Annotated in this window: 5 protein-coding genes; 1 reads left to right on the top strand and 4 read right to left on the bottom strand. The window is 53.9% G+C overall.

The genetic code is table 11. The features are described 5' to 3' along the window. Positions 1 to 147 precede the first annotated feature (147 nt). Positions 148 to 1,599, bottom strand: coding sequence for a family 43 glycosylhydrolase (locus DFP98_RS18680; RefSeq protein WP_116062116.1), 1,452 nt, complete (start codon positions 1,597 to 1,599; stop codon positions 148 to 150). Between the two features lie 344 nt (positions 1,600 to 1,943). Further along, on the bottom strand, positions 1,944 to 2,960 hold the full coding sequence (locus tag DFP98_RS18675) for an HD-GYP domain-containing protein (protein WP_116062115.1): 1,017 nt from the start codon (positions 2,958 to 2,960) through the stop codon (positions 1,944 to 1,946). Positions 2,961 to 3,099: 139 nt separating this feature from the next. Between DFP98_RS18675 and DFP98_RS18670 the strand changes: the two genes are divergently transcribed. Next, entirely contained in the window at positions 3,100 to 4,206 is a 1,107-nt protein-coding gene (locus tag DFP98_RS18670; protein WP_116062114.1) for a metallophosphoesterase, read from the top strand. Between the two features lie 228 nt (positions 4,207 to 4,434). On the opposite strand, the gene DFP98_RS38710 is transcribed toward DFP98_RS18670, so the two are convergent. Together DFP98_RS38710 and DFP98_RS18665 are read right to left on the bottom strand one after the other, a co-directional pair. Next, complete coding sequence (locus tag DFP98_RS38710; RefSeq protein ID WP_147310235.1) at positions 4,435 to 4,674, bottom strand: hypothetical protein; 240 nt, start codon at positions 4,672 to 4,674, stop codon at positions 4,435 to 4,437. 265 nt (positions 4,675 to 4,939) lie between these two features. Beyond that, the gene (locus DFP98_RS18665; protein WP_116062113.1) at positions 4,940 to 6,061 is read right to left on the bottom strand and encodes a Uma2 family endonuclease; all 1,122 of its coding nucleotides are present in this window, start codon (positions 6,059 to 6,061) and stop codon (positions 4,940 to 4,942) included. Between the last annotated feature and the right edge of the window lie 36 nt (positions 6,062 to 6,097).

Genomic DNA, 6,097 nt, shown 5'->3' with positions numbered 1-6,097 from the left:
CTGTCTCTTCTCACCCATCCCGGACACCTCTTCCTCTTGTTGTTTTCATTATCTGTCTGCTCTTATGAGGTGTCCACTTTTTATTCTAGCTGCAGGGAGACCGTTTGCCCGGGCGAAATCCGGCGGCTCGCCTCCCGCTGCCGCGAGTTACTCGACCAACCGCCATTTCGTCTGGTTTGAGGTGTTCGTCGTCGGCTGCAGACTCAGATTCGCCCCATACGGGTACGAGGTCAGTACCTTGCCGGAGCTTCTGTGAATCAGCCGGACGTAGCCGCCGCCCGCATCGGTCTGACTCCACTGCACGTTGTGCCCCGTCCAAACCGGATCGACCAAATTCAGCTTATTGCCCAAGGCCGGATCGTTGTGCAAATATTTTCCCGTCCGCTTATGCTTGAGAATAAAATACACGCCGTCGACGTCGATTTTCTCCCAGGCGGATTCCGCACTTAATTTGTCGCTCATATAGAAGTATTCATCCTCGTAGCCCACGCTCAGGAAAGTGTCGATCGGCGCGAAGTCCTTTTTGAGTCCCAATCCCGTTCCGTTGTTCTGCGCGGCCTTCTCGACCTTGCCCGCCGCCGTGTCGATAGACAGCTTCGGAAACCAATCGAGCTTCAAATTCGTATCGCTGACGAAATTCAGTTTATGCCATACATATTTTCCGTAGTTAAAATGCTCCCCGAACGCTCCCGCATGACGATCGGTCATGTAAATGTAGTCGGTGCCTTCCGTTCCGGAAACGGGAAGGATGAAGTTGCCTTGGCCTTCGAACGTGGAAGGACTGCCGATGTCGTAGAGGCTCGACCAGCCTGAAGCGATATTCGTAGAGTAAGCGTACTTCGCCTGGTTATACGACCAGCCGGTTGCGCCGGAGGTAAGCAAATAATAGTAGCCGTTGCGCTTGACCATCGCGGGAGCTTCACGGTAGTTGCCGGGAAACAGCGTCGCGGTCAATGCGTCAATCTGCGTGTAGTCGGCGTTCAGCCGATAGACGTTCAGGTCGGCGTTGCCTCTGGCCGAGGAGATAAAGTACGCCGTCCCATCGTCGTCGACGAACAGCGTTGCATCGCGGGATTGGTGCTCCACCCCGTCCGCCTCGGGCCGAAAATGGCCGAGAAATTCGTAATCACCGTCCACCGTGTCGCTAATCGCAACGGCGGCGTGGGCCAGCGAATAGTTGGCTCCGTTCTCGTAGTGCATCCACATGACGAATTTGCCCGTTGCTGCGTTGTAGACGATTTTCGGCCGTTCGACCTTGCTCCAGTTAAGTTCCGGGTGAGAGCCCTGCGTGAGAACGGCATGGACGAACGTCCAGCTTTTCAAATCCGTCGAGCTGTAAAGATTAATCTGCTTAAACGTCCACCCTGCGTCTTCGTTTCGTTCGACTCCATACCAGTAGTACACGCTGCCAACCTTGATCGCGCCTCCGGCATGGGCTTGAATGACGTTGCCCGACATATCCTTCCACTGATTTGCATTTACGATCGCGACCGCGGCCGCCTGAACGGCTGCTCCCGGCATCGTCGCGCTCAATGCGACGACCATCGCCAACAGCAGCCCCCATAAAGCTCTACCTCGTACCGTCAGTTGTGTCCTCATTATGAATTCCCCTTTCGGATTAGATTCTCCCCTTGATTGTAATCGCTTCCATTTCTGCGTTTTAGTCAAATCTTCGGCATAATTGGCTCTTTGTTCGTTTTCTTGCTTTCCGATGAAAATCGTTTGTCAGCTTCACAAGGTTGACATGCCAGCTTGTGGATCATCCGATTGAAACCGATCGAGTTTCAAACCGTAATCATCTTATGGAACAAACGCGAGTGTCGGGTCGACAATTCACTTCGTCGAGGATTCGCGAAGGAGTCAGCAGCAGCCCGCTCCAATAAAAAATACCGTCGGCTTTTGACGGTATTTTGATCTCTTATGCGATTTGATTTTACTTTCTTTTAGACCAAGGCGATTTCGCGAATTTGCACGTTCCTGATTTTGGACAAATCGATGAACTGCTCGCCCGCCTTCACGAGCGGAGCTTCCATGTTGTGAGGATTCAGATAGACGACTTCGGCAGCTCTGCCGTCCGTTAGAACGACCTGTCTGCCAAGCAGCTTCTTCATCAGATTGTCCAGAAACAGAGATACGATCTGCGGATTCAGGTCGCCGAACTTGCCCTGCCTCATCTGCGCGACGATTTCGTGAAACGGTGTCGCCTCGCGATAGGGCCGTTTGGAGGACATCGCGTGGAAAATGTCGGCGATCGCCACGATCGCGCTGAACGGATCGATCCGGCTCTTCTCCAGCCCGTGCGGGTATCCCCGCCCGTCTTCCCGCTCATGGTGCTGCAGGGCGACAAGCGCCACACGAGGGTTGATTCCCGCAGCGTCCTTCAGCAGCTCGTATCCGTACACGGTATGCTTCTTCACGATTTCGAACTCTTCGTCGGTAAGCTTGCCGGGCTTGTTCAGAATCGCCGCGGGCACCTTCACCTTGCCGATGTCGTGCAGCGTGGCCGCCAGGGAGAGCGTGGACAGCTCCTCTTCGCTCAGATTCATCCAGCTGCCGATCAGCGTCGCGATAATGCCGACGCCGATGTTATGCTCGAACGTATAATCGTCCTTGGCCTTAACAATCTCGAACAGCTCGAACAGATCCGGATTGCCGGACAGATCGCGGACCGCAGGCAAAATCTCCTGACGAATGTTCGTCAGCGGAATGCGTCCGGAATCGGAGATAGACTCGAACAATTCCTTCGACCTCGTCACGGTTTGCTTCAACAGCTTACGGTTCTGCGAGCTAGCTTCCCGCTGTGCGGGGAGCGGCTCTAGCGCGAGCGTAGATTCATCGATTCTATGATTATACAAGAGCTTGACGGAGTCTTCATTCAGTACGGTCATCGCCGGAATAATCGTAACTCCGTATTTGTTGATCACATCCGCTAGCACTTTTCGTCCGATTAGATGCTCCATGTATACGCTCCCAATGTCAATTCTTAGGATGTATCATACCATAGATTCAGTCGGAAATAGGAGGAAAATTTTAACCGATTGCTTAATCGTCGCGTTAATGTGTTAAAATTCTGGTTAATCCAACAAGAAGGAGCAGCTTATGTTTATCTTAATTGGACTGTTATTTCTAGCTGTATACGGCGTTCTCGTCTTCTATATCGGCTGGAGCGGCTGGACATGGATGAGGCCGATGGTCTCCTCCAGATTCAAATGGCTGTACGTCGTCGCGCTCGTCTTTCTGGCCTCGTCGTTTATCCTCGGCCGCTTCGTCGGCAATTTTCCCGCGCTGGGCATCATCGGCTCTTACTGGCTGGCCGCTTTCTGTCTGCTGCTTATGCTGCTGCCGATCGTCCATCTCGGAATTTGGCTGTTTCGTCTAACGAGCCTGCCGAGACATCGCGTACAGAAATGGGCCGGCTCTCTTACCCTGCTCATTCTCGTATCGCTGCTCTCTTACGGAACGTTTAACGCATACAGCCCCGTCGTCCGCACTTATGAAATACGCATCGATAAGCAGGCCGGCGATCTTCGGGAGTTGAACGTCGTTATGGCGGCGGACATGCATTTCGGTCTGCTCTCCGGACAAGCCCATGCCAAGCGCATGGTCGAGGAGATCAACGCGCTGAAGCCCGATCTCGTACTGTATCCAGGAGATATTATCGACGACAATCTCGACGTGTATCTCGACAAGGGCATCGGCGAGATTATCTCCGGCGTGCAGGCGACTTACGGCGTATACGCATCGCTCGGCAATCATGACAAATATAAAGGCCGGATGGAGGAGCTGATCTCCGCTCTTGAGCAGAGCGGGATGGACGTGCTTTACGACGAATCGATCTCGTTGGACGGCAAGCTGACGTTAGTCGGTCGCAAGGACAAGACGGAAAGCGACCGGGCCTCGCTTGATTCGCTGATGACTGACCTTCCGCGCGACAATCCGATCTTGCTGTTGGATCATCAGCCCTACGGGCTCGATATTGCCGCGGAGAACGGAGTCGACCTGATGGTCTCCGGACATACGCATCGCGGCCAGATCGCCCCTGCTCACCTGATTACTAGAGCGATATACGAGAACGATTGGGGCCATGTGCAGAAGGGTGAATTCCATTCCATCGTCACGTCCGGCTACGGCTTCTGGGGACCGCCGATACGCTTGGGCAGCCGCTCGGAGATCGTGCAAATTAAGATTTCTTTCGCGAACGGCTGATCCTGGGCTCGACGTATCGGCTGATCCGGGACTCGGTGTGTTGGCTGATCCTGGGCACGGCGTGTTGGCTGATCCGGGACCGGGTGTGTTGGCTGGAGCGGACAACGGCGGGGCGATGGAACTCTATTTGGTAACCTAGCAGCGTGCTCTAGAAATAACGTAGCGAAGCGGCCGTATAATTTTTAGGCGATTGAGAACCACCATTTTTACAATCGCGGTTTGGACGCTCTAAGCTTGGCCAGCACTCTTGCAACCGCCCAACATCGCGGTTGGACGCTCTAAGCTCGGCCAGCACCCTTGCAGCCACACGACATCGCGGTTTGGAAGCTCTAAGCTTGGCCAGCACGCTTGCAGCCACACGACATCGCGGTTGAACGCTCTAAGCTTGGCCAGCACGCTTGCAGCCGCCCAACAATCGCGGTTTGGACGCTCTAAGCTTGGCCAGTACTCTTGCAACCGCCCAACCATCGCAGTTGAACGCTCTAAGCTTGGCCAGCACTCTTGCAACCGCCCAACATCGCCGTTTGGACGCTCTAAGCTCGGCCAGCACTCTTGCAACCGCCCAACATCGCGATTGGACGCTCTAAGCTCGGCCTGCACTCTTGCAGCCGCCCAACATCGCGGTTGGACGCTCTAAGCTTGGCCTGCACCCTTGCAGCCGCCCAACATCGCGGTTGGACGCTCTAAGCTCGGCCAGCAGGCTTGCAGCACATTACGTTTTTTCGGGATCGCTCTACTCATTCTCCGGCGGGAAGATTTCGTTCAGCGTTAAACTGAGGCAGGCCACGGTTGGCGAGGTCAGTGTTTGCTCCTCCGTCAGCGTCGCTACCGCCGCATATTTCCCGTCCAGAAGAACAAACTGCTCTACGAACCGGTGAACGGGATCGACCAGCCAATATTCGCGCACGCCGAATTTCTCGTACCCGTTCTTCTTAAGCGTTTTGTCCCGACGTCCCGTGCTCGAGGATAGAATTTCTACAACCAGATCAGGCGCGCCGTAGATGTACCCGTCCCGGATAATGCCGCGATTCGCATTGGCAATATAAATCAAGTCCGGCTGAAAAATATTATTCTCGTCGAAATGAACATCGAGAGGAGCGAACAGCACCTCTCCGTCTGCCGCACAGTCTTTATGAAAAGCAAGATAGAGTTTCGCTAGTATCCGTTGATGCGCATATATTGGAGACGTCAGGAAATCATACCGCACTCCTTCGATAATCTCGTATCTCTCGTCGATCAGGTAGTTTTCCGGAGTCTCCTTCACTTTCCCCTGTTTGTCCTTGGCTTCGCTCTCGTCGTCCCCCTCGTCCTCCCGTAAGATGTCGCCCAACTTCAAGCTGAGGCAAGGTACGGTCGGCGAGGTCAGTGTCTGCTCCTCCGTCAGTGTCGCCACCGCCGCGTATTTTCCCTCCACAAGCACGAACTGTTCCACGAGCCGATAGGCGAGATCTACTATCCAATACTCGCGCACGCCGAATTTCTCATAGCCGTTCTTCTTAATCGTTTTATCCCGGCTTCCCGTACTTGCAGATAAAATCTCTACAACCAAATCGGGCGCGCCATAGATGTACCCATCCCGGATAATGCCGCGATTCGCGTTGGCAATATAAATCAAATCCGGCTGAAAAATGTTGTCCTTGTCAAAATGAACATCTAGCGGTGCGAACACCACTTTCCCTTCCGTCAAGCAGTTGGTGCGAAAAGCGGCGTACAGCTCCCCTAGCACCTGCTGATGCGCATATACCGGAGACGAAAGGAAATCATACCGCACCCCTTCAATCATTTCATGCCTTTCGTCAATCAGGTAATTTTCAGGATCTCTGGCTTGGCTTCCATCGTTCCGTTTATCCGTCATCCCCTCGGCCTCCTTTGACTCACAATCCTCCGATGC

The organism is Cohnella phaseoli (genome assembly GCF_003386235.1).
In the GTDB taxonomy this organism is placed as follows: domain Bacteria; phylum Bacillota; class Bacilli; order Paenibacillales; family Paenibacillaceae; genus Cohnella; species Cohnella phaseoli.
Note: the sequence above shows the minus strand (reverse complement) of the source record. Positions and strands in the feature narration are given on the sequence as shown.